Source organism: Pseudomonas artemisiae (assembly GCF_057128685.1).
In genome coordinates, this window is the sequence record NZ_JBSKHS010000001.1 from 133,974 (window position 1) to 156,970 (window position 22,997).

The following is a 22,997-nucleotide window of genomic DNA, read 5'->3' on the forward strand; positions in this document are numbered from 1 at the left end:
TTTTCCTCCCTCATGGGCCCGTGGGCCCTGAGTGTTCGCCGGTAGGTCAGGTGCGGTATTCAGCGTTGATCTTTACGTATTCGTGGGACAGGTCTGTGGTCCAGATCGTCTCGCTGCACTGGCCACGGCCCAATTCGATACGGATGGTGATTTCCGCTTCGGCCATTACCGCTGAACCCTGTTCTTCGGTATAGGTGGACGCCCGCCCGCCCTGGCTGGCGATGCACACATCGCCCAGGTATACGTCGATCTTGCTCACGTCCAGTTCGGGTACGCCAGCGCGGCCCACTGCCGCCAGGATACGCCCCCAGTTAGGGTCCGAGGCGAACAACGCTGTTTTGATCAGGGGGGAGTGGGCCACGGCGTACCCCACATCCAGGCATTCCTGATGATTGCCACCGCCGTTGACCTGCACGGTCACGAACTTGGTAGCGCCCTCGCCGTCCCGCACGATCGCTTGGGCTACGTCCATGCATACTTCGAACACCGCGGCTTTAAGGGCGGCAAACACAGGCCCCTTGGCTTCGGTCACTTCTGGCAGGTTGGCTTGGCCGGTGGCGATCAACATGCAGCAATCGTTGGTGGAGGTGTCTCCGTCGATGGTGATGCGGTTGAACGACTTATTGGCCGCGTCACGGATCAGGTCTTGCAGCACCGGCTGGGCAATCTTGGCGTCGGTAGCGATATAACCAAGCATGGTGGCCATGTTCGGCCGGATCATGCCCGCGCCCTTGCTGATGCCGGTGACGGTGATGGTCACGCCCTCATGGCTGAACCGCCGGCTAGCGCCCTTGGGCAGGGTATCGGTGGTCATGATGCCCGTGGCCGCGCTAGCCCAGTTGTCTGAGGCAAGGTTATCCAGCGCTGCCTGCAACGCGCCTTCGATTTTGTCCACCGGCAGTGGCTCGCCAATCACTCCGGTGGAGAATGGCAATACGGCTTCGGCATTGACACCGGCCAGCTTGGCCAGGGTTTCGCAGGTACGCTCAGCGGCGAGTAAACCGGATTGGCCCGTGCCGGCATTGGCGTTGCCGGTGTTGGTAAGCAGGTAGCGCACCGCGCTGCCTGCTCGCTGCTTTGCCAGGATGACTGGCGCTGCGCAGAAGGCATTGAGGGTGAACACACCGGCCACGGTCGAGCCTTCGGCGCAGCGCATCACCACCACGTCCTTGCGGCCTGGTCGTTTGATCCCCGCAGAAGCGATGCCCAGTTCGAAACCAGAGACAGGGTGCAATGTAGGCAAAGGACCGAGACCGACAGCCATGGATGACTCCTTCAAAGTGGGCTAACCCAGAAATATAAACGCCGCGGCGGCCAGGCCGACGCGGCGTGATTCAACAACAAACCTGTGCTTTTGTACAGAAAGCAGGCAGCCTGGGCTTATTCAATGCGCCCATGGCAGTGCTTGAACTTCTTGCCCGACCCGCACCAGCATACCTCGTTACGGCCAAGCTTTTGCTCGTTGCGCAACGGCGCCAGCGCGGCCTCTACAACGACCTCGGCGCCTTCTTCCAGGGCTTCGGGCTGATCCAGGCCCGGCGCTTCGGCATGGCGGAACTCCATGCGCTCGGCCAGCTCTTCGGCCTCGCGACGCAAGCGCGCCTCTTCCTCGGCTGGGTCTTCGCGGCGGACCTGAACATGGGAAAGCACACGGATGGTGTCCCGCTTGATCGAATCCAACAGCTCCTGGAACAGTGCAAAGGACTCGCGCTTGTATTCCTGCTTGGGGTTTTTCTGGGCGTAGCCCCGCAGGTGAATACCATGACGCAAGTGATCCATGGTAGACAGGTGGTCCTTCCAGAGGTCGTCCACCACGCGAAGCAGTATTTGCTTCTCGAAGGTACGCAGGGCTTCGGCGCTGGCCTGGTCTTCTTTTTCGTTGTAAGCGGCAAGGATTTCGCTCAGCAAGCGCTCACGCAGGGTTTCCTCGTATAGCCGCTCGTCCTCGTCCAGCCACTGCTGAATCGGCAGGCTCACGCCAAAGCCGGCTTGCAGGGCCGCTTCCAGGCCTGGCACATCCCACTGCTCTGGCAGGGACTGTGGCGGAATATGCTGAGACACGGTGCTGTCCAGCACTTCCTGGCGGAATTCAGCGATGGTATCGCCGATGTTTTCCGCGGCTAGCAGGCTGTTGCGCATGTGGTAGATAACTTTACGCTGCTCGTTGGCAACGTCGTCGAATTCCAGCAACTGCTTGCGGATATCGAAGTTACGGCCTTCTACCTTGCGTTGAGCTTTTTCGATGGCATTGGTGACCATGCGGTGTTCGATGGCCTCGCCGGACTGCATGCCCAAGGCCTTCATGAAGTTCTTCACCCGGTCGGAGGCGAAGATACGCATCAGCGAGTCTTCCAGCGACAGGTAGAAACGGCTGGAACCGGCGTCACCCTGGCGCCCGGCGCGGCCGCGCAACTGGTTGTCGATACGGCGTGATTCGTGACGCTCCGAAGCAATCACATGCAGGCCGCCGGCTTCAAGCACCTGTTGGTGGCGCTTCTGCCAGTCTGCCTTGATGTGCTTCACTTGCTCCTCGGTAGGGTTTTCCAGGGCAGCGACTTCCACTTCCCAGTTACCACCGAGCAGGATGTCCGTACCGCGACCCGCCATGTTGGTGGCGATGGTTAGCGCGCCAGGGCGGCCTGCCTGAGCGATGATCTCGGCTTCTTTTTCGTGATACTTGGCGTTGAGCACTTTGTGATCGATGCCTTCCTGCTTAAGCAGGTTGGACATGTGCTCGGAAGTTTCGATGGTAGCGGTACCTACCAACACGGGCCGGCCGCTGGCCATGCACTCCTTGATGTCGGCGATGATCGCCACGTACTTCTCTTGCGCGGTGAGGTACACCAGGTCGTTGAAGTCTTTACGCGCCAATGGGCGGTTCGGTGGAATCACCACCACCGGCAGGCTGTAGATCTGCTGGAATTCGAAGGCTTCGGTATCGGCGGTACCGGTCATGCCGGACAGCTTGTTGTACAGGCGGAAGTAGTTCTGGAAAGTAGTGGACGCCAGGGTTTGGCTTTCGGCCTGAATCTTCAGCCCTTCCTTGGCTTCGATGGCCTGGTGCAGGCCCTCGGACAAGCGACGGCCCGGCATGGTACGGCCGGTGTGCTCGTCGATAAGCAAGATGCTGCCATCCTGCACGATGTATTCGATATTGCGATGGAACAGCTTATGGGCGCGCAAACCAGCATAGACGTGGGTCAGCAGGCCCAGGTTATGGGCCGAGTACAGGCTTTCGCCCTCGGCCAGCAAGCCCGCCTGGGTCAGCAGCTCTTCGATGAACTGGTGGCCGGATTCGTTTAGCTCTACCTGGCGGCTTTTCTCATCGATGCTGTAGTGACCCTGCTTGGTCACTTCGCCTTCCACTTCTTCGATGTGCTGCTCAAGCCGTGGGATCAGGCGGTTGATTTCCGTGTACAAGCGCGAGCTGTCTTCGGCCTGGCCGGAGATGATCAGTGGCGTGCGTGCCTCGTCGATCAGAATGGAGTCCACTTCGTCGATCACGGCGAAATTCAGTTCACGCTGGAATTTCTCTTCCAGGCTGAACGCCATGTTGTCGCGCAGGTAATCGAAGCCAAATTCGTTGTTGGTGCCGTAAGTGATGTCGGCGGCATAGGCCAGACGCTTGTCTTCCGGTGGCTGGAATGGCGTGACCACGCCTACGCTCAGGCCAAGGAATTCATACAGCGGGCGCATCCAGTTGGCGTCGCGGCGGGCCAGGTAGTCGTTGACCGTGACCACATGCACGCCCTTGCCGGACAAGGCATTGAGGTACACCGCCAAGGTGGCTACCAGGGTTTTACCTTCGCCGGTTCGCATTTCGGCGATCTGCCCTTCATGGAGGGTCATGCCGCCAATCAACTGAACGTCAAAATGGCGCATGCCCATCACGCGCTTGCCGGCTTCGCGGCAGACGGCGAAGGCTTCGGGCAGCAAGGCGTCGAGGGTTTCACCTTTGGCGACGCGCGCTTGGAACTCAGCGGTCTTGGCACGCAGCTGTTCGTCCGAGAGCGCGACCATCTTCTCTTCGAAGGCATTGACGTTTCCGACCGTCTTGAGCATGCGCTTTACTTCACGCTCGTTCTTGCTTCCAAAAAGTTTTTTCAACAAAGGCGCAAACATATCGGCTGGATCTTCCACACTTGGGGATGGAGGGCGGCCCCTAGGAGTCGCCCGAGCAGCCCTCATGGCCGCATGCGAACGAGCATTCTACCCGGAAACGATGGAGAGGAAAGTGGCGACGCCACAATGCTGGCACAGCGCTTTTACGGGGCGGGTTTACAATAAGGCCTTTTTTCCGAACTTCAAGCGCCTGAAGCAAACGTCATGGCAGTCGCCGGTGCTTTTGTGCTTGCAGGCTTCTGGTACCATGGCCGCCCTACCGAGGATACGTTACATGGCATTTCGTCCACACCCGGCGCGCCCGCCCGCCGTATTGTTGCGCGAGGCCAGGCCGCTCAAGGCATTGCTGAGCCAGGCACAGCGCCTTGGCCTGCTTAAAAAGCTGTTGGACACCCAGCTGCAGCCCGCGGCCCGTGAACACTGCCATGTAGCCTCCTGGCGCGAAGGCAGCCTGCTGCTAGTGGTCACCGATGGCCATTGGGCTACCCGCTTGCGCTATCAACAACGGCGCTTGCAACAGGGCCTACAGGGTATGCCGGAGTTCACCGGGCTTACGCGCATCCTCTTCAAGGTGCAGCCCAGCGTGGAGCCTCATCGCCGTACCGGGCCGGTGTTGGATTTATCCGATATCGCGGCGGACAACCTGCAGGCTACCGCCGAAGGCATCACCGACCCTAACCTCAAAGCCGCCCTGGAGCGGCTGGCCCAGCATCGGCGTAAATAAACGGCACTATTCTGTAGGAGCGAGCAACGCTCGCGAATAATATTCGCCAACTGAAGTTGGCTCCTACGGGGTGGATGCGTTGCATAACCCAGGCCAAAAAAAAGGCCACCCGAAGGTGGCCTTGAATCTAGAGAGAAGGTTCGAGCTTAAACAGCTGCAACCGGGCGCATGTAGGAGATCGGTGCCGTACTGGCGTCTTCAAACGTCACGACTTCCCATGCATCCTTCTGCTCGATGAGCTTGCGCAGCAGCTGGTTGTTCAGGGCATGCCCGGATTTGAAGCCGCGGAACTCGCCAATCAGGCTATTGCCCAGCAGGTACAGATCGCCAATGGCATCGAGGATCTTATGCTTGACGAATTCGTCTTCATAACGAAGGCCGTCTTCGTTCAGCACCCCTTCCTTGTCTACCACGATCGCGTTCTCCACACTGCCGCCGAGCGCCAGGTTGTGTTTACGCAGGTATTCAATGTCGCTCATAAAGCCAAAGGTGCGGGCCCGGCTCACTTCCTTGACGAAAGAGGTGCTGGAGAAGTCCACACTGGCGCTCTGGGTGCGATCCTTGAAAACCGGGTGATCGAAATCGATTTCGAAGCTCACCTTGAATCCTTCGAAAGGCAGGAAGGTGGCGCGCTTGTCGCCGTCCTCCACCGCGACTTCGCGAAGGATACGGATGAACCGCTTCGGCGAGTCCTGTTCTTCCAGGCCTGCCGATTGAATCAGAAATACAAAGGGGCCAGCGCTACCGTCCATGATCGGTACTTCCGAGGCGGAGAGCTCGACATAGGCGTTATCGATCCCAAGGCCGGCCATGGCCGAAAGCAGGTGCTCCACGGTGTCTACCTTGATGTCACCTTGGAACAAGGTGGTGGACATCGTGGTTTCGCCGACGTTTTCCGCACGCGCGGGAATCTGGACCACAGGGTTCAGATCGGTACGACAGAACACGATACCGGTGTCTACCGGCGCGGGCTTGAGGGTAAGGTAAACCTTTTCCCCGGAATGCAGACCGACGCCAGTGGCACGGATGATGTTCTTCAGGGTGCGTTGTTTAATCATGGCAGTGGCCGCTTCAGCGCTAGTTGCGAACTGGTATCAACAAAGGAGGCGATCATAGCAGACCCCGCCTTTGCTGAACACCAATCACCTTTATACCCCTGATAAATTGCATTAATCGGCTTGGCGACGCAGGAAGGCTGGAATGTCCAGGTAGTCCAGGTCATCGTTCGGGTTGAGCTTGGCCGCGGCTGCAGCACCGGCGTGTGCCTGGTTGCGCATTACGGTTGGGCGTTCCAGGTCGCGGTAGTTGACGGCAGGCTGCTCCTGACGCGCGGCTGCCGGGGCCTGAGCCTGTGGCTGCTGCTGCGGTACGGCCGCTTGCATGGTGTTGTCGATGACCTTGGTTGGTTTCTCGATCTTCGCGCCCAAGCCGGTCGCAACCACGGTAACATGCAGCTCATCGCGCATGTCAGGGTCGATCACGGTGCCAACCTTGACCATCGCGTGGTCGGAGGCGAAGGCTTCGATGATGCTACCGACGTCCGAGTACTCACCCAGGGACAGGTCTGGGCCAGCGGTGATGTTCACCAGAATGCCACGCGCGCCTTGCAGGTTCACGTCTTCGAGCAGCGGGTTACGAATGGCCGCTTCGGTGGCTTCCCGAGCGCGGTTCGGGCCGCTGGCAAAGCCGGTACCCATCATGGCCATGCCCATTTCGCTCATTACGGTGCGCACGTCGGCGAAGTCGACGTTGATCATGCCTGGGCGCTTGATGATATCGGAGATACCGCGAACGGCACCGGCCAATACATCGTCTGCCTTGGCGAAGGCGGACAGCAGGCTGGCGTCCTTGCCCAGAATCGTGAGCAGTTTCTCGTTGGGGATGGTGATCAACGAGTCAACGCTTTCAGCCAGCGCGCGGATGCCTTCGTCGGCGATCTGCATGCGCTTGCGGCCTTCGAAGGGGAACGGGCGGGTCACGACCGCAACGGTCAGGATGCCCATTTCCTTGGCCACTTCGGCAATGATCGGCGCAGCCCCGGTACCCGTGCCCCCGCCCATGCCGGTGGTAATGAAGACCATGTTGGTACCTTGCAGCACTTCAGCGATGCGCTCACGGTCTTCCATGGCCGCCTGACGGCCTACTTCGGGGTTGGCGCCAGCGCCCAGCCCTTTGGTCACGCCGGTACCCAGTTGCAAAATGGTACGCGCGCCGATGTTCTTCAACGCCTGAGCGTCGGTGTTGGCGCAGATGAATTCAACGCCTTCGATATTGCTTTTAACCATGTGATTGACGGCATTACCGCCGCCGCCACCTACGCCGATCACTTTGATGACCGGGCTTTGCGGGATGTTGTCTACCAGCTCGAACATGTTCCCTCTCCTTCAATTCTCTAGTTTTTTTACGCCTACTGCCGTATCAGAAATTGCCCTGAACCCACCGCTTGAGGCGTTCCAGCACCGGCGCCTTGGGCTCATCGCCATAGCTGCTTTCACGACCGGCCAGGCCGGTCAGGGTGACGCCTTCGGATTGCTTCTGCAGGCCATAGGTCAACAAACCTACGGCTGTCGAATAGATTGGGCTACGAATGACATCATCCAGCCCTCGGACGGTATGCGGCACGCCCAGGCGCACCGGCATATGGAATATTTCTTCGGCCAATTCCACCGCCCCTTCCATCTTGGCGGTACCGCCGGTCAGTACGATGCCGGCGGGAATCAGGTCTTCATAGCCACTACGGCGCAATTCTGCCTGAATCAACGTGAACAACTCGTCATAACGTGGCTCGACCACTTCGGCCAGTGCCTGGCGAGACAGCTCACGGGGTGGACGGTCACCCACGCTCGGGACCTTGATGGTTTCACCCGCGCCAGCCAGCTTGGCCAGGCAGCAGGCATAACGAATCTTGATTTCTTCGGCGTACTGAGTCGGTGTACGCAGGGCCATGGCAATGTCATTGGTGACCTGGTCACCGGCGATCGGGATGACCGCGGTGTGGCGGATGGCACCTTCGGTGAAGATCGCGATGTCAGTAGTACCACCACCGATGTCTACCAGGCAAACACCCAGTTCTTTTTCATCATCGGTGAGCACAGAATAAGCCGAGGCCAATTGCTCAAGAATGATGTCGTCGATTTCCAGGCCGCAGCGGCGCACGCACTTTTCGATGTTCTGAGCGGCGTTCACCGCGCAGGTGACCACATGCACCTTGGCCTCCAGCCGCACGCCGGACATGCCCAGCGGCTCGCGAACGCCTTCTTGGTTATCGATGACGTAATCCTGTGGCAGGGTGTGCAGCACGCGCTGGTCTGCCGGGATCGCCACGGCCTGGGCCGCGTCCAGTACCCGCTCCAGGTCTGCGGTGCTTACTTCGCGGTCACGAATCGCCACGATGCCGTGGGAATTCAGGCTGCGAATATGATTACCCGCCACGCCCACGAAGGCCGAGTGAATACGGCAGCCCGCCATCAGTTGAGCTTCTTCCACAGCCCGCTGAATGGACTGGACAGTGGACTCGATATTCACCACCACGCCTTTTTTCAGGCCACGGGAAGGGTGCGTGCCAATGCCGACGATTTCCAGGGTGCCATCGGCTGCGACTTCGCCTACCAGCGCCACCACCTTGGAGGTGCCGATATCCAACCCGACGATCATTTTGCCGCTATGCGCGTTTGCCATGTCCTGCCTCTTGTCAATTCTTCGCCACGGTCGGTACCGCTGGCGCCGCCGCGCTCGGATCACGCCAGCCAACGGCCAGGCCGTTGGCGTAACGCAGGTCGATGCGGGCAATATTCGTGATCTGGTCTTTTAAGGTCTTGTCATAAATGGCGATAAACCGGCGTAGCTTTTCCACCAGGTGATCACGCCCGAGCAGCAAATCGATGCCTGGCCCGGCGCTACCCGCGCCCGTGGTCAGGAACCAGCTACCGCGTTCACGCAATTCAAGCCGTGCTATGGAAAAACCAAGAGGCCGAAGCATCTGGCTGAGCACTTGATACTGCTGCATGACTTGTTGCTGAGCACGCTGCGGGCCGAACAACTGCGGCAAGTGCTCATAGTTGGCCAGTTCGCGCGGGGCGAATGCCTGGCCTTGGTTATTCAACAGCTGCGCCTCGCCCCAACGAGCCACGGGCAGCTGTTCTTCAAGGCGAATCACGACCTGATCAGGCCATACCCGACGCACTTCGGCATGGGCAATCCATGGCATCTGTTCCAGCTCGGTACGCATGCCCGTAAGGTCGATGCTGAAAAAGCGCGCATTGGCGTAAGGCGCAATACGCTGCTGCACCGCCTGCTGGCTGACATAGCTCAGGTCACCCTGCACGTTGATCTTCGAGACCGGGCGGTCCAGATAGGGCATGGCGCGCTCCGCGCCTTCGTAGATACCAGCAGCCAGGGCCAGCAATACCACCAGCCACAACAGCTTCTTGAAGAACCCGCCGCCGGTACGGGGCGTGCGGGAGCCCAGGGGCTCCTTTGCCACCATACGGCTCGCGCCACGAGGCGGTGCCTTGCGGCTGGGCATGGGTTGCTGATGACGAAGGGTCGCGGCGCGCATGGGTTAACCTCGCGCCTGCAGTGAGTCGGCCAGGATGGACATCACCAGTTGCTGGAAGTCCAGCCCGGCTGCGCGTGCGGCCATGGGTACCAAGCTATGGTCGGTCATGCCCGGCGCGGTGTTGACTTCCAGCAACCAGAAGGCGCCCTTGGCGTCCTGCATGATATCGACCCGGCCCCAGCCCGTAACGCCCACGGCCTGGCAGGCGCGCAAGCTCAACTCCAGCAACTCGTTTTCCTTCTCTGGGCTCAGGCCGCAAGGAATGCGGTACTGGGTGTCATTGGCCAGGTACTTGGCGTCGTAATCGTAGAAGGTATGGGGCGTTCCCAGCGCAATGGCCGGCAGCACCTGATCGCGCAGAATGGCCACGGTAAATTCCGGGCCATTGATCCACTGTTCGACCAATACTTGCGAGTCATAAACGCTGGCGGCTTGCCAAGCCTCGACCAGTTCGCTTTCGCTGGTCACCTTAGCCATGCCGATACTTGAACCTTCATGGGCGGGTTTGACGATTAAAGGGAGGCCCAGTTCCGTGACGGCGGTCACACAATCTTCTTTATTTGCCAATACCGCATGACGCGGGGTTGGGATGCCTTGGGTATGCCAAAGCTGCTTGGTACGCAGCTTATCCATGGCCAGCGCGGAAGCCAAAATGCCACTACCGGTATAGGGAATACCCACGCACTCTAGCAGGCCCTGCATGCTGCCGTCTTCGCCACCACGACCGTGCAATACGATGAATGCCCGGTCGATTTTTTCCCGCAACAGCACCTGCAGGAAATCCTCGCCTACATCGATACCGAATGCATTCACGCCGGCGGCCTGCAAAGCGCCCAGCACTTGCGCGCCAGACTTAAGCGATACCTCGCGCTCGGCGCTGGTGCCACCGTAGAGCACCGCCACACGGCCAAAGTCACTGGGGGTAATGGTGGACATCAAGCGTTCATAAGCGCGGGTGTTCATTGGCTTTTCCCCGGAGTGACGACTGCACCGGCAAAGAGTGGGCTTTTCATTAATTGAGGGGCGATGGAGCCGACGTCACCGGCGCCCTGGCATAACAGGATGTCACCTGGGCGTAGCAAGGGCTTGACCACCGGTGCGATGTCCGTGCCACGCTCCACGTAAATCGGGTCCAGTTGGCCACGCTGGCGAATACTGTGGCACAACTGGCGGCTGTCCGCGCCCGGAATGGGCTCCTCGCCCGCCGGGTACACTTCCATCAGCAGCAGCACGTTGGCGTCGGCCAGTACCTGCACGAAATCGTCGTACAGGTCACGAGTACGGCTATAGCGGTGGGGCTGATAGAGCATCACCAGGCGGCGCTCCGGCCAGCCACCACGCACGGCTTCGATCACCGCGGCCACTTCACGCGGGTGATGGCCGTAGTCGTCCACCAGCATGACTTCGCCGCCTTCGACCGGCAGTTCACCGTACACCTGGAAACGTCGGCCCACGCCCTGGAAGCCCGACAGGCCATGCACGATGGCCTCGTTGCTGATGCCTTCATCGGTGGCAATGGCAATGGTAGCCAGGGCATTGAGTACGTTGTGATTGCCCGGCATGTTCACCGACACATCCAGCGGCTCGCGGTCGCGACGCAGTACGGTGAAGTACGTTTGCATGCCATCCTGGCGGATATTGATCGCCCGCACGTCCGCGGCCTCATGTACACCGTAGGTGGTAGTGGGGCGTGCGATCTGCGGCAGAATCTCGCGCACTACCGGGTCGTCCAGGCAGGCCACGGCCAACCCGTAGAACGGCAGGTTATGGAGAAACTCCACGAAGGTTTTCTTCAGCTTGTTGAAGTCCCCTTCATAGGTTGCCATGTGATCGGCATCGATGTTGGTGACCACGGCCACCAGCGGCTGCAAGTGCAGGAAGCTGGCGTCGCTCTCGTCCGCCTCGGCGATCAGGTAGCGGCTGCTGCCCAACTGGGCGTTGGTGCCCGCGGCGTTAAGGCGGCCACCGATCACGAAGGTCGGGTCCAGCCCAGCAGCGGCGAACACCGACGCCAGCAGGCTAGTGGTGGTGGTTTTGCCATGGGTGCCGGCGACTGCGATGCCGTGGCGATAGCGCATCAGCTCAGCCAGCATTTCGGCACGGCGTACCACCGGAATGCGACGCTCCAGGGCGGTGGCCACTTCCGGATTGCTAACGTTGACCGCGCTGGACACCACCAGCACGTCGGCGCGGGCGGCATTCTCGGCGCGGTGACCAATGAACACCTCGGCGCCGAAGCTCAGCAGGCGCTCGGTCACACCTGAAGATTTTAGGTCCGAGCCGGACACTTCATAACCCAGGTTAAGCAGTACCTCCGCGATACCGCACATACCTACCCCGCCGATACCCACAAAGTGGATGCGGCGGATACGGCGCATTTCTGGCTGAGGCATGGCGCGTTGGTTCTCAACCATGGGCCACCTCCAGGCAGGCATCGACCACGGTGCGGGTGGCGTCGGGTTTGGCCAGGCGGCGAGCGGTCTCGGCCATGGTTACAAGTTTCTGCGGTTGCATCAAAACCTCTTCAAGGCGCGCGGCAAGCTCTGCGGCACCTGTTGTTGCTTGTGGCATCACGAAGGCAGCGCCTTCGCGGGCCAGAAAATCGGCATTGCGGCTCTGGTGGTCGTCAATGGCGTGGGGCAAAGGCACCAGCAAGGACGGCAACCCGGCGGCGGCCAACTCGCTGACGGTCAAGGCACCGGCGCGGCAGATGACCAAATCGGCCCAGGCATAGGCTTGGGCCATGTCGGCGATAAAGGGCGCGACCTGAGCCTCGACACCGGCGGCGGTGTAACGCTCGGCGGTCACGTCGCTGTGTTGTTTACCGGCTTGGTGGAACACCTCGGGGCGCTCAGCCCGGGGAAGGCTGGCCAGCGCCTGGGGCACCAGTTTGTTCAAAGGTTCAGCGCCCAGGCTGCCTCCCATCACCAGCAACCGAGGGCGGCGCCCTGACAAGGGCTGGCGTGGCGTGCTGAGGAACAACTCGTTGCGCACCGGGTTGCCGGTGGTCAGGCACTTAGCCGAGGCTGCAAAGGTACCTGGGAAGGCTTCACAAACACGGCTGGCCAGGGGCAGCAGTAACCTGTTGGCGGTACCCGCCACCGCGTTCTGCTCGTGAACTACCACCGGCACCCCAGCCAACTTGGCCGCCAGGCCGCCAGGGCCGGTAACGTAACCACCGAAGCCCACCACGCAGATCGGCCGCAGGGCGCGAATGATCGCCCTGGCCTGCATCACCGACTTGGCCAGCATCAGCGGTGCCTTGAGCAAGGCCGCGCGGCCCTTGCCCCGTAAGCCACTGGCACTGATGGTGTGCAGCGTGATGCCGGCCGCGGGCACCAAGTCGTTCTCGATACCACGGGGCGTACCGAGCCAGTGCACGCTGTAACCGCGGGCCTGGAATTCCCGAGCGCAGGCCAGCGCCGGGAACACATGCCCGCCGGTACCACCGGCCATGATCAGCACGTTACCGGCCATGGTAGGGCTCCTCGGCGAAGTCTTTTTCGGTGAACTCCACCTCTTCGCTGCCCAGGTGCGTGCGGCTTTCCCACTCGATGCGCAATAACAATCCCAGGCAGGCGCAGCAAATCACCAGCGAGCTGCCCCCGTAGCTCAGGAACGGCAGGGTTAACCCTTTGGTGGGCAACAGGCCAACGTTCACGCCGATGTTGATCAGGAACTGGCCGATCCACAGGAACGACAAACCATAGGCCATATAGGCAGCAAAGAACTGCTTGGCTTTTTCTGCCCAAAGGCCAATGTACATGCCCCGAATACACACGAACACGAACAGGGCCACGGTGCAGAGCGAACCTACTACCCCTAGCTCCTCGGCCAATACCGAGAACACGAAGTCGGTATGCGCTTCTGGCAGGTAGAACTGCTTTTGCACGCTGTTGCCCAGGCCCACGCCGAACCATTCGCCACGGCCGAAGGCAATCAGCGCCTGGGTCAACTGATAGCCCGAGCCGAACTGATCCGACCAGGGGTCGGTAAAGGTAATCAGGCGTGCCATACGGTACGGCTGCGCTTGCACCAGCACGAACACGGCTGCCACGGCCAACGCCACCATCAGGGCAAACCGGAACAGCCCTACCCCACCCAGGAACAACATGGCCGCCGCGGCGCCCATCATGACGACGGTGGCGCCGAAGTCTGGTTCCATCAGCAGCAAACCGGCCATGGGCAGCAGCACGATAAAAGGCTTGAAGAAACCCATCCAGCTTTCACGCACCTCGGTCTGGCGCCTTACCAGGTAGCCAGAGAGGAAGATCACCACAAATACCTTGGCCAGCTCCGAGGGCTGCACGTTGAACGCGCCAAAGCCGATCCAGCGCATGGAGCCGTTCACTTCACGCCCAATTCCTGGGACGATCACCATGAACAGCAAGGCAAAGGCGCCGACCAGCAACCACCCGCCCAGGCGCTGCCAGGTAGCAATGGGGACAAGCAGGGTCACACCACAGGCGCCCAGGCCGATCACCAGGTAAATCAGATGGCGAATCATGTTGTACAGCGCGTTGCCGCTTTGTACCGCCGCCACTTCGCTGGAGGCCGACGTGATCATTACCAGGCCAAGGCCTAGCAACGCCAGGCAGCCCGCCAGCATAGGGAAGTCAATGTCGATCCCACGGTTGCTGATCAGCGGAGACGGGTACGGCTTGATGGCGTTGAAGATCATGCCAATGCCTCCACGGCCTGGGCGAACAACCGCCCACGCTCTTCATAATTACGGAACATATCCAAGCTCGCGCAGGCGGGGGACAGCAGTACGGCGTCTCCTGGCAACGCCAGCTCGGCACAACGGGCCACGGCCGCACCCAGGTCAGCCACATGCACCTTAGGCACGCCTTCATCCAACGCCTGGGCCACCCGCTGCGCGTCACGCCCCACAAGTACCACTGCCCGGCAGTAGCGGCTTACCGGCGCGCGCAAGGCGGAGAAGTTCGCGCCCTTGCCATCACCACCGGCCACCAGCACCAGCTTGCCGCTGATGTCGCTACCCAAGCCTTCGATCGCCGCCAAGGCCGCCCCTACGTTGGTGGCTTTGGAGTCGTTATACCAACTGACACCATGATGCTCACGCAACCATTGGCAGCGGTGGGCCAACCCTGTAAAGCCGCGCAGTGTTTCAAGCATCGGTACCATGGGCAGCCCTACGGCATGCCCCAGGGCGAGCGCCGCCAAGGCATTAGCCTGATTATGGGCGCCACGCACTTTCAATTCGCTGACCGGGAGCAACAGTGTTTGCGCGAAGGCCAAGTACTTCACATTGCCTTCCTGGCGCAAGCCGAAGGCGTTGAAATCGGGCGCATCCAAACCAAAAGAGCTTATCCGCATGTCGCCGCGCGGCAGTGGCCGGGTCAAGGCATCCTGGCGGTTGATTACCACCTGCCGCGCCCCTCGGAAAATCCGGTGCTTTGCCTGGTGGTACGTCGGAAGGCCGCTATAGCGGTCCATGTGGTCTTCGCTGAGGTTAAGCACGGTGGCCACTTCGGCGTTGAGCTGATCGGTGGTTTCTAGCTGGAAGCTGGACAGCTCCAGCACGTATAGCTCCACTTCGTCGCTAAGCAGGTCCAGGGCCGGCGTCCCCAGGTTACCGCCGACTGCTACCCGCTTGCCGGCCGCCAGGGCCATGTCACCGACCAGGGTGGTGACGGTGCTCTTGGCGTTGGAGCCGGTGATGGCCACGATGGGTGCCTTGGCATGGCGGGCGAACAGGTCGATATCCCCCGAGAGCTTTACGCCCCGAGCGGCAGCCTCGACCAGCGCAGGCGTAGCCACAGCCAGGCCAGGGCTCACGTATAGCTCGCTGGCGCGGCAGAGGAAGTCTGGGTCCAAGGCACCACAACGCACGTCCACTTGAGGGTAGTCACGTTGCAGTGTCGCCAGCTCCGGTGGATTCTCGCGCGTGTCGGCCACGGCAAAGGCAATGCCCTGCTTCGCTAGAAAGCGAACCAGGGACATGCCGCTCTTGCCGAGGCCGACAATGATGCGGAATTGGTCGGAAGCGATCAGCGACACGGGCTCACCTCAGCTTCAGCGTGGCAAGGCCGATAAGCACCAGAATCACCGTGATGATCCAGAAGCGTACGATCACCCGAGGTTCGGGCCAGCCTTTGAGTTCGAAATGGTGGTGAATGGGTGCCATGCGGAAGACACGCCGCCCAGTGAGTTTGAAAGACGCCACCTGAATCACCACCGACAGGGTTTCCATCACGAACACACCGCCCATGATGAACAGCACGATTTCCTGGCGCACGATCACGGCGATGGTGCCCAAGGCGGCGCCCAGGGCCAATGCGCCTACGTCACCCATGAACACCTGGGCCGGGTAAGTGTTGAACCAGAGGAAACCCAGGCCCGCGCCAATCAGCGCGCCGCAGAATACGATCAGCTCACCCGCGCCGGGCACATAAGGGATGAGCAGGTAGTCGGCGAACTTCACGTTACCGGAGAGGTAGCAGAAGATACCCAGCGCGCCGCCGACCATGACGGTAGGCATGATGGCCAGGCCGTCCAACCCATCAGTGAGGTTGACCGCGTTGCTGGAACCTACGATCACCAGATACGCCAGGACCATGAAGCCCGCGCCCAGGGCAATGCTGGCGTCCTTGAACATCGGGATGATCAGCGTGGTTTCCACCGGAGTACTGGCCGTGGTGTACAGGAACACCGCTGCGCAAATTCCGAACACCGACTGCCAGAAATACTTCCAGCGGCTGGGCAGGCCGCGCGAGTTTTTCTCGATCACCTTACGGTAGTCATCGACCCAGCCAATGCCGCCGAACAGAAAGGTCACCACCAGCACGACCCATACATAGCGGTTGCTCAGGTCGGCCCACAGTAGCGTACTGATGCCGATGGCCGAAAGAATGAGCGCGCCACCCATGGTGGGCGTGCCGGATTTGGACAGGTGCGATTGTGGGCCGTCGTTACGAACGGCCTGGCCGATCTGACGCATTTGCAGGGTACGGATCATCCACGGCCCCAGCCACAGCGCAAGCACCAACGAGGTCAGTACGCCCAAAATCCCACGCAGGGTGAGGTACTGGAAGACCGCGAAGCCCTTGTAGAACTGTTGCAGGAATTCGGCCAACAGCAGCAGCATTAATGTTTCTCCCCGCTGGCACCGCACAAGGCCGCTACGACGTGTTCCATCGCAGCGCTGCGCGAGCCTTTGATCAAAATGGTTGTGTTGGCGACCTGCTCCGTGGCCAAGGCCTGGATCAGTTCAGCCTGAGTAGTGAAGTGGTGGGCGTTTTCGCCGAAGGCCTCGACGGCATGGGCCATGAGCGGGCCTACCGCGTACAGTGCATCGACCTTGCCACGGGCATCGGCCCCTACCTGACGGTGGCCTTCGATTGCCCAGGCCCCCAGCTCGCCGATATCGCCCAATACCAGCACGGCGCGGCCGGAAAAGCCGGCGAGTATATCAACGGCCGCGGCCACCGAAGAGGGGTTGGCATTATAAGTGTCATCGATCACCCGCGCCCCCGCGGCAGTGACCTGGGCGACCGCGCGGCCTTTGACTGGCTGCACGCTGTTCAGGCCTCGGGCGATTTCCGGCAAGGTAGCGCCCATGGCACGGCCTGCGGCGGCGGCCGCCAGGGCATTGAGCACGTTATGTTGGCCAAGCAGGTTCAACTGGATAGGTTCTATACCGTCGCCGCGCAGCTCGAAGGCTGGGCAGCCGCGGGCATCGAGGCTGATCGGCCCAGCGTGAAAACTGGCCTCGGGGTTGGCCAGCGAGAAGGTCAGTATCGGGCGCCCGCCCGCCCTTGCCCGCCAAACGGGGAAAGCCACGTCATCGAGGTTAAGCACGGCCACACCGGTCGCGTCGAGGCCTTCAAGGATTTCCCCCTTGGCTTCGACGATCTTGTGCGGCCCACCGAACTCACCCACATGGGCGGTACCGGCGTTGTTGATCAGGGCCACGTGGGGGCGAGTGAGGCCCACGGTGTAGGCGATTTCACCCACGCGGGATGCGCCCAGCTCGATGACTGCCGCCCAATGCTCGGGGCTCAGCTCCAGCAGGGTCAGCGGCGCGCCAAGGTCGTTGTTCAGGTTGCCGCGGGTGGCCAAGGCCGGCCCCCGCACGCGCAAGATGGCCGCGAGCATTTCCTTTACGGTGGTTTTACCGCTGGAGCCGGTAATGGCCGCTATTGGGCCCTCAAAGGCATTACGGTTGAGCGCCCCTAGGGTGCCCAGTGCCACGCGGCAGTCGGCAACCACCAGCTGTGGCAGGCTGACCCCAGGCACTTCCCGTTCAACCAAGGCCGCGACCGCGCCTTTGGCGGCCACCTCGGCAAGGTAGTCATGACCATCGAAACGCGGGCCGGTCAAGGCCACGAACAATTGCCCGGGCGCTACGGCGCGGCTGTCGAGGGTGACGCCGGTAAAACTGCAATCCTCGCCCACCAGACGGCCGCCCAAGGGCTGGCTGACGTGGCTGAGGGATAGGGGTTCAAGCATGGTCCGCCTCCCAGGCCGCAAGGGCTGCTTGCGCCTGCGCGATATCTGAAAATGGCTGACGGTCGCCTTGGATCTCTTGGTAATCCTCATGGCCTTTACCGGCCAGTACCACTACGTCGCCGGCCTGGGCCTGGGCAATGGCTTCGGCGATGGCGGCACCCCGGCCAGGCACGAACCGCGCGCGGTCGGGGCGGCTGAAGCCTGGGCGAATGTCGTCGAAAATAGCGCTGGGGGCCTCGCTGCGCGGGTTGTCGTCCGTGACCAGCACATGGTCGGCCAGCGCCTCGGCCACTTCGGCCATCAGCGGGCGCTTGCCACGGTCGCGGTCCCCCCCACAGCCGAAGACGCACACCAAGCGCCCAGTGGCGTGGGGCCGCAGGGCCTGAAGGACCTTTTCCAGGGCATCGGGCGTATGGGCGTAATCCACCACCACCAGGGGTTTATTTCCCCCGCCCACTCGCTGCACGCGGCCCTCAGGCCCCTGCAGCGTGGGCACTGCCTTGAGGATTTCATCCAGGGGGTAGTCCATGGCCATCAAGGCGCCCACGGCGGCCAGGAGGTTGCTCAGGTTGAATTTGCCCAACAAGGTGCTGCGCAGGCTGAAAGTACCCTGGGCAGTCACCAGGGTCGCGCTTACGCCATGATCGTCGAAGCGGGCATCCCGGCAATACAATGTAGCGCTGGGGTTATCCAGGCTGTAACTGATGACCTTCGACACACCTGGGCGATTGGCCAGGTCCTCACCCATGGAATCGTCCAGGTTGAGTACGCGAGCCTTCAATGTGGGCCAGGCAAACAACTGCGCCTTGGCTTCGGCGTAGGCCTGCATGCTGCCGTGGTAGTCCAGGTGGTCGCGAGACAGGTTGGTGAACACCGCAATGGCAAAATCCACGGCGGCGACACGCCCTTGCTCCAGCGCATGGGAGGAGACCTCCATGGCCACGGCACGGGCACCGGCCTTGCGCAGGTCTGCCAGGGCCGCCTGCACGCGTACCGCATCGGGCGTGGTCAGGCGGCCGCTTTTGAGCTCACCGTGAAACCCGGTGCCCAACGTTCCGATCAGGCCACAACGCGTACCCAACTGGTCCAAGGCCTGGGCGATCAACTGGGTGACGCTGGTTTTGCCATTGGTGCCGGTTACACCGATTAACCGCAGGTGGCGCGCGGGCTCGGAATAAAAGCGCCCGGCGATCCGCGACAGCTGGCCAGCCAGGCCACGTACCGGGATCAATGGCACGTCAGTCAAGGGCAGCACCGTTGAACCATGGGTTTCATAGGCCACGGCAGCAGCACCACGGGCAAGGGCATCGGCAATGTGCTGACGGCCGTCAACACGGGTACCCGGCACCGCCAGAAACAGGTCGCCCGGGCGCACATCGCGGCTGTCCAGGGCCAGCTCACGAATCAATGGGTCGCGCCCGGCATCGGGGAACAGGTGGGTCAGCGGCATGCTCATCAGCCTTGCCTCCCTTTGACCGGCGCGGGGGCCGCGGGCGGTGCTGCATTGGCCTGTTGTTGCGGGGTGGTGGGCAGGTTGTCTGGCGGCACGTTCATCAGCCGCAACGTACCGGACATCACCTTGCTGAACACCGGCGCCGATACCAGGCCGCCGAAGTAAGCGCCGGTGCCAGGCTCGTCGATCACTACCACTACCGCGTAGCGGGGGTTGGCCACCGGGCCGAAGCCTGCGAACAGGGAGCGGTAGGCGTTTTCGGTATAGCCGCGCGAGCCAATGGTGGCCTTACGCGCGGTACCGCTCTTGCCTGCTACGTGATACCCAGGCACCTGTGCCCGGTAAACACCACGGGGGGCCTCGATCACCTGTTGCAGCATGCCTTGAATGGTGGACGCCACGTTGGCCGGGATTACCTGAGCGCCATCGGGCTCTTTGTCCACCTTGAGGATGGACAGGGGCACCAACTTGCCGTCGTTGGCCAAGGTGGCGTAGGCGTGTACCAATTGCAGCGCGGTGACCGACAAACCGTAGCCGTAGGACAGCGTGGCGGTTTCCGCCTTGCGCCATTCCCGATGGTTCGGCAGGTTGCCTACGCGCTCGCCTGGGAAGCCTAGGCCCGAATACTGGCCAAGGCCCACGGAGGACATAACGCGGTAGATGTTCTCACCGCCCACGTCGAAGGCCACCTTGCTCATGCCCACGTTACTGGAGTTGATCAGGATGCCGGTCAGGTCCAGCACCGGGCCTTCGGACTTGGACACGTCCTTGATGGTATAGCGGCCGATCTGCAAGGAACCGGGGTATACCTCGACCTTATCGGTAGGCTTCCAGCGGCCAGTTTCCAGGGCGGCGCTCATGGACAGCGGCTTCATCGTCGAGCCTGGCTCGAAGACGTCGATGATCGCGCGGTTACGCATGGTGGCAGGCACCATGGTGCGGCGGTTGTTGGGGTTGTAGGTAGGCATGTTGACCATGGCTAACACTTCCCCGGTTTTCACATCCATGATCACCAGGCTACCGGCCTTGGCTTGGTTATCGGTGATGGCTTTGCGCAGCTCCCGGGTGGCCAGGTACTGCAAGCGCAGGTCGATGGACAGCGACAGGGTTTTCCCAGCCTTGGCGTTTTTGGTCACCTGCACATCGCGGATCAACTTGCCGCGACGGTCCTTGATCACCTGACGGCGGCCAGGCACGCCGGCCAGCCATTCGTCATAGGCCAGTTCCACCCCTTCGCGACCGTGGTCGTCCAGGTCGGTGAAGCCCACCATATGAGCGGTCACATCGCCGGCGGGGTAGAAGCGGCGGAATTCCTCCAGGCCATACACCCCAGGCACCTTAAGGTCCAGAACGGCTTGGCCTTGTTCAGGGGTAAGCCCTCGCACCAGGTACAGAAATTCCTTGCTGGCGTTGGCTTCCAGGCGCTCGCTCAATTGCGCGGGGTTCTGCCCCAGGGCACGGGCGAGGTCAGGCCAGCGATCTTTGGCCAGTTGCAATTCCTTGGGGTTGGCCCATAGCGTACTGACGGGAGTACTGACCGCCAACGGCTCGCCGTTGCGGTCGGTGATCAGCCCGCGGTGCGCAGGGATGGGAATGTGCCGCATGCTGCGGGCATCGCCCTGGCCCTTGAGAAAGTCCCGGTCGACCACCTGAAGGTCGATGATCCGCCAACTGATGGCGGCGACCATGATGCCCAACAGCCCCAGCACCAGCCGAAAGCGCCAGGGAAAGAGCGCGCCGTCCAGTTTCATCATGGCGCTACCATGCGCACGTCAGCGGCATCGGGCACATGCATTTTGAGTTGGTCAGTGGCCAGTGCCTCGATACGGCTATGGGCCGTCCAGGTGCTTTGTTCCAAAATCAACCGGCCCCACTCCGCCTGGGCTTTATCGCGCTCGTTGAGCTCGGTGTACAGCGCATTGAGCAACGTGCGGTTAAGGTGCGCGCTATAGGCAACGGCGATGGCCGACACCAGCACGCCTACGAACATCAGCAGCATGATGAAGCTGCCGGTGGGCAGGGGCTTGAAGAAAGGCTTGCTCATCGCAACTTCTCCGCCACGCGCATTACCGCGCTGCGCGAGCGAGGGTTGGCCTTGAGCTCGGCCTCTGAGGCGAAACGCGCCTTGCCGAGCGTGCGGATGATGGGTTCGAAGCGCTCTACCTGAACCGGCAGGTTGCGGGGCAGCTTATCGGCCTCGCCTTTTTCCAGGCGGCGCATAAAGAGTTTGACGATGCGATCTTCCAGGGAGTGGAAGCTGATCACCACCAGCCGCCCACCCACTTCGAGCAGACTCAGGGCGGCCTCCAGGCCAGCTTCGAGGTCTGCCAGTTCGCTGTTGACGTGAATTCGCAGCCCTTGGAAGGCGCGGGTAGCGGGGTGCTTGTTCTTTTCCCAGGCAGGGTTGGCGTCTTTGAGCACGTGGGCCAGGTCGCCGGTACGATCGAACGGTTGGGCTTCGCGCCGCTCCACCACCGCACGGGCCATGCGCCGGGCGAAGCGCTCTTCGCCATACGCCTTGAACACTCGGGCGATCTCTTCTTCTGGAGCCTGGGCAATGAATTGAGCCGCGCTTATGCCCTGGGACGGGTCCATGCGCATGTCCAGCGGGCCGTCGTTCAAAAAGCTGAAACCACGCGCGGGATCATCCAGCTGCGGGGAGGACACACCCAGGTCCAGCAGGATACCGCTTACCTTGCCGGCAAGGCCCAGGCGCTCGGCCTCGGCGGCCATTTCGGCAAAACTGCGCTGCACAATGACAAAGCGGCCGTCTTCGGCCGCCAGCGCTTGCCCCGTGGCAATCGCTTGGGGGTCTTTGTCGAAACCCAGTAATCGACCTTTTTCACCTAGCTGTTGCAACAGCAAGCGGCTATGCCCGCCGCGCCCAAAGGTACCGTCTATATAGCAGCCGTCCGGGCGCACGGCCAAAGCCTCGATGGCCTCGCCAAGCAACACGGTGATGTGGTTAAAGCTGCTGTCAGTCGTCACAGGATCAGGTCACGCAATTCGTCAGGCATAGCGCCCGGTTGTTGGATAGCTTCGAGGTCCGCCGCGGAAACCGCGTTCCAAGTGTCCTCGTCCCAGAGTTGAAACTTGTTGAGCTGGCCTACCAGCATCGCTCGCTTGTCCAGCCGAGCGTATTCACGCAAACGCGGGGGTACTAAAAAGCGGCCACTGCCATCGAGCTCGAGGTCTACCGCGTTACCGATCAGCAAGCGCTGCAGGCGCTTGACTTCTTCACGCAACGAAGGCAACGCCTTGAGTTTGGTTTCGATGATTTCCCACTCGTCGAGAGGGTAGACATTAAGGCAACGGTCAACGGTATCGATGGTGATGATCAACTGGCCGGAACTGCGCGAATTCAGTTCGTCACGGTACCTGCTCGGCATAGCGAGACGGCCCTTCGCGTCAAGACTGATGGCATTGGCTCCGCGAAACACAGTTGAGCTTCCCCGAAAATAGACCCCGCCGCGCTATTGTTCCTTATGCGCCTTAATTCCCCACTTCCTGCCACTTCTCTCCACTCGCGCACACTATAGGAACCCCCCCACCGCACCGTCAAGGCGCACGGCCAGCGAATTCCTTTACATATCGGTGATTTACAACACAGATCGAGGGGAAAACCGCAAAAAGGGCAGTAAAACACCTGGGAATACCTTTCCCTG

Annotated in this window: 19 protein-coding genes; 1 reads left to right on the top strand and 18 read right to left on the bottom strand. The window is 61.3% G+C overall.

All coding sequences use genetic code 11. The features are described 5' to 3' along the window. Positions 1-46: 46 nt before the first annotated feature. Positions 47-1,264: a bifunctional glutamate N-acetyltransferase/amino-acid acetyltransferase ArgJ gene (gene argJ / locus ACWKV4_RS00595; RefSeq protein WP_483830194.1), complete on the bottom strand. Its 1,218-nt coding sequence runs from the start codon at positions 1,262-1,264 to the stop codon at positions 47-49. 116 nt (positions 1,265-1,380) lie between these two features. Then, positions 1,381-4,122: a preprotein translocase subunit SecA gene (gene secA / locus ACWKV4_RS00600; protein ID WP_483830195.1), complete on the bottom strand. Its 2,742-nt coding sequence runs from the start codon at positions 4,120-4,122 to the stop codon at positions 1,381-1,383. 274 nt (positions 4,123-4,396) lie between these two features. Between secA and ACWKV4_RS00605 the strand changes: the two genes are divergently transcribed. Then, positions 4,397-4,846, top strand: a complete 450-nt coding sequence (locus ACWKV4_RS00605) for a DUF721 domain-containing protein (RefSeq protein ID WP_483830196.1) — start codon at positions 4,397-4,399, stop codon at positions 4,844-4,846. A 146-nt stretch (positions 4,847-4,992) separates the two neighbouring features. On the opposite strand, the gene lpxC is transcribed toward ACWKV4_RS00605, so the two are convergent. From lpxC to mraZ, 16 genes are all read right to left on the bottom strand, one after another. After that, positions 4,993-5,904 carry a UDP-3-O-acyl-N-acetylglucosamine deacetylase gene (gene lpxC, locus ACWKV4_RS00610; RefSeq protein WP_483830197.1) on the bottom strand — a complete coding sequence of 304 codons (912 nt, stop codon included), beginning with the start codon at positions 5,902-5,904 and terminating at the stop codon, positions 4,993-4,995. Positions 5,905-6,015: 111 nt separating this feature from the next. Beyond that, entirely contained in the window at positions 6,016-7,218 is a 1,203-nt protein-coding gene (gene ftsZ, locus ACWKV4_RS00615; RefSeq protein WP_483830198.1) for a cell division protein FtsZ, read from the bottom strand. Between the two features lie 46 nt (positions 7,219-7,264). Next, positions 7,265-8,524, bottom strand: a complete 1,260-nt coding sequence (gene ftsA, locus ACWKV4_RS00620; RefSeq protein ID WP_483830199.1) for a cell division protein FtsA — start codon at positions 8,522-8,524, stop codon at positions 7,265-7,267. A 13-nt stretch (positions 8,525-8,537) separates the two neighbouring features. Continuing rightward, entirely contained in the window at positions 8,538-9,404 is an 867-nt protein-coding gene (locus ACWKV4_RS00625) for a cell division protein FtsQ/DivIB (RefSeq protein ID WP_483830200.1), read from the bottom strand. Positions 9,405-9,407: 3 nt separating this feature from the next. After that, positions 9,408-10,367, bottom strand: a complete 960-nt coding sequence (locus ACWKV4_RS00630) for a D-alanine--D-alanine ligase (protein ID WP_483830201.1) — start codon at positions 10,365-10,367, stop codon at positions 9,408-9,410. Next, positions 10,364-11,818 (bottom strand): UDP-N-acetylmuramate--L-alanine ligase, encoded by a 1,455-nt coding sequence (murC, locus tag ACWKV4_RS00635; protein ID WP_483830202.1) that lies wholly within the window; start codon positions 11,816-11,818, stop codon positions 10,364-10,366. Before murC ends, ACWKV4_RS00630 begins: the two co-directional genes overlap by 4 nt. After that, entirely contained in the window at positions 11,811-12,881 is a 1,071-nt protein-coding gene (gene murG / locus ACWKV4_RS00640) for an undecaprenyldiphospho-muramoylpentapeptide beta-N-acetylglucosaminyltransferase (protein WP_483830203.1), read from the bottom strand. The genes murC and murG overlap by 8 nt, the downstream gene beginning before the upstream one ends. Next, a complete protein-coding gene (ftsW, locus tag ACWKV4_RS00645; RefSeq protein WP_483830204.1) occupies positions 12,871-14,085 on the bottom strand; it encodes a putative lipid II flippase FtsW in 1,215 nt (404 codons plus the stop codon). Before ftsW ends, murG begins: the two co-directional genes overlap by 11 nt. After that, positions 14,082-15,428, bottom strand: a complete 1,347-nt coding sequence (murD, locus tag ACWKV4_RS00650; RefSeq protein ID WP_483830205.1) for a UDP-N-acetylmuramoyl-L-alanine--D-glutamate ligase — start codon at positions 15,426-15,428, stop codon at positions 14,082-14,084. The genes ftsW and murD overlap by 4 nt, the downstream gene beginning before the upstream one ends. 4 nt (positions 15,429-15,432) lie before the next feature. Further along, on the bottom strand, positions 15,433-16,515 hold the full coding sequence (gene mraY / locus ACWKV4_RS00655; RefSeq protein ID WP_483830206.1) for a phospho-N-acetylmuramoyl-pentapeptide-transferase: 1,083 nt from the start codon (positions 16,513-16,515) through the stop codon (positions 15,433-15,435). Further along, a complete protein-coding gene (locus tag ACWKV4_RS00660; RefSeq protein WP_483830207.1) occupies positions 16,515-17,879 on the bottom strand; it encodes a UDP-N-acetylmuramoyl-tripeptide--D-alanyl-D-alanine ligase in 1,365 nt (454 codons plus the stop codon). The genes mraY and ACWKV4_RS00660 overlap by 1 nt, the downstream gene beginning before the upstream one ends. Next, positions 17,872-19,335 carry a UDP-N-acetylmuramoyl-L-alanyl-D-glutamate--2,6-diaminopimelate ligase gene (locus ACWKV4_RS00665; RefSeq protein WP_483830208.1) on the bottom strand — a complete coding sequence of 488 codons (1,464 nt, stop codon included), beginning with the start codon at positions 19,333-19,335 and terminating at the stop codon, positions 17,872-17,874. Before ACWKV4_RS00665 ends, ACWKV4_RS00660 begins: the two co-directional genes overlap by 8 nt. Further along, entirely contained in the window at positions 19,335-21,083 is a 1,749-nt protein-coding gene (locus tag ACWKV4_RS00670) for a peptidoglycan D,D-transpeptidase FtsI family protein (protein WP_483830560.1), read from the bottom strand. The genes ACWKV4_RS00665 and ACWKV4_RS00670 overlap by 1 nt, the downstream gene beginning before the upstream one ends. Beyond that, positions 21,083-21,376: a cell division protein FtsL gene (ftsL, locus tag ACWKV4_RS00675; protein WP_483830209.1), complete on the bottom strand. Its 294-nt coding sequence runs from the start codon at positions 21,374-21,376 to the stop codon at positions 21,083-21,085. Before ftsL ends, ACWKV4_RS00670 begins: the two co-directional genes overlap by 1 nt. Continuing rightward, positions 21,373-22,320 carry a 16S rRNA (cytosine(1402)-N(4))-methyltransferase RsmH gene (gene rsmH / locus ACWKV4_RS00680; protein ID WP_483830210.1) on the bottom strand — a complete coding sequence of 316 codons (948 nt, stop codon included), beginning with the start codon at positions 22,318-22,320 and terminating at the stop codon, positions 21,373-21,375. Before rsmH ends, ftsL begins: the two co-directional genes overlap by 4 nt. Further along, positions 22,317-22,772: a division/cell wall cluster transcriptional repressor MraZ gene (mraZ, locus tag ACWKV4_RS00685; RefSeq protein WP_483830211.1), complete on the bottom strand. Its 456-nt coding sequence runs from the start codon at positions 22,770-22,772 to the stop codon at positions 22,317-22,319. The genes rsmH and mraZ overlap by 4 nt, the downstream gene beginning before the upstream one ends. Between the last annotated feature and the right edge of the window lie 225 nt (positions 22,773-22,997).